The sequence below is a fragment of the Collinsella sp. AF02-46-1 genome (assembly GCF_003465825.1).
GTDB lineage: Bacteria > Actinomycetota > Coriobacteriia > Coriobacteriales > Coriobacteriaceae > Collinsella.
On record NZ_QSBV01000052.1, the window covers coordinates 1 to 1,267 of the forward strand.

The following is a 1,267-nucleotide window of genomic DNA, read 5'->3' on the forward strand; positions in this document are numbered from 1 at the left end:
CTTAGAGGTCCTCGCGCCAGAAGGGCATGCTCATGCAGCGCGGGCCGCCACGGCCGCGGGAGAGCTCGGCGGAGGGCACGACGAGAAGGTCCAGGCCCTCCTTGTACAGCACGTCGTTGGTGACGGTGTTGCGCGCGTAGACGCAGATCTTGCCGGGCTCGACGCACAGGGTGTTGGAGCCGTCGTTCCACTGCTCGCGGGAGGCCGCGATCGGGTCGCCGCCGCCGCAGGGGATCAGCTTGACCTGGTCGACGCCGGTGGCGTCCTCCAGGACGTGCTCGAGGGTGTCCTCGATCAGGCGGATGTTCACGTCGCCCGGGTTCTTGCCGGCGGTCAGCTCGTAGACGCGCAGGGTGCCCATGATGGCGGGGTGGATCGTGAACTTATCGACGTCGATCTGGGTGAAGACCGTGTCGAGGTGCATGAAGGCGCGCGAGACGGGGATGTCGAAGGCCAGGATGCGCTCGACCTTGGAGTCGGAGTTCCAGAAGATGTTCTGGGCCATGACGTCGATGGCTGCGGCCTGGGTGCGCTGGGAGATGCCGACGGCGAGGGTCTTCTCGTTGATGTTCAGCACGTCGCCGCCCTCGGTGTGGAACTGGCAGTCGCGGCGGAAGTACAGGGAGACGTCCTTGTAGTCGGGGTGGTACTTGAAGACGTACTTGCCGTACAGGGTCTCGCGGTTGCGGGTGACCGAGTACATGCGGTTGAGGTTGACGCCCTCGCCGACGACCGCGAACGGGTCGCGGGTGAAGTAGAGGTTGGGCATCGGGTCGATGATCAGGTCGGACTCGGACTCGGAGTTGACCAGGGAGTCGAGGGTCGTGGACGCCGTGAGGGGCATGTCGATCTCGGCCTTGGTCATGCCGGCCATGGTCTTCTTGACGAACTCGAGGTTGTCCTCGATGGAGTCCAGCTTCTCGCGGACGATCTGCGGCATGTGCTGGCCGCGGATGCCTGTCTCGGCGATGTACTGGTCGGTGAACTCGGCGCGGGCGCCGGGGACCTGGTCGAACACCTCTGCGACGAGGTTCTCGAGGTAGAGCACCTCCACGCCCTGGTCCCTCAGGATCTGGGCGAAGGTGTCGTGCTCCTGCTGCGCGACCTCCAGGAACGGGACGTCGTCGAACAGGAGTCGCTCGAGCTCGTCGGGCGGCAGGTTGAGGAGCTCGTCGCCGGGACGGTGCAGGCAGACCTTCCTGAGCTTGCCGATCTCGGAAGGCACGTGCAGACCTTTCGTCATGGCCTCCTACCTTTCTTTCGGGCC

The 1,267-nt window shown here is 65.2% G+C and carries 1 protein-coding gene; it reads right to left on the minus strand.

Annotated elements, in window-relative coordinates; translation table 11 throughout:
* Position 1: 1 nt before the first annotated feature.
* A complete protein-coding gene (gene arcA, locus DWV20_RS09810) occupies positions 2-1,243 on the minus strand; it encodes an arginine deiminase (RefSeq protein ID WP_118256891.1) in 1,242 nt (413 codons plus the stop codon).
* Positions 1,244-1,267: the final 24 nt, after the last annotated feature.

What these genes read in the sequence shown, in the direction of transcription:
- arcA (WP_118256891.1), bottom strand. Translation starts at nt 1,243, where the DNA reads ATGACGAAAGGTCTGCACGTGCCTTCCGAGATCGGCAAGCTCAGGAAG.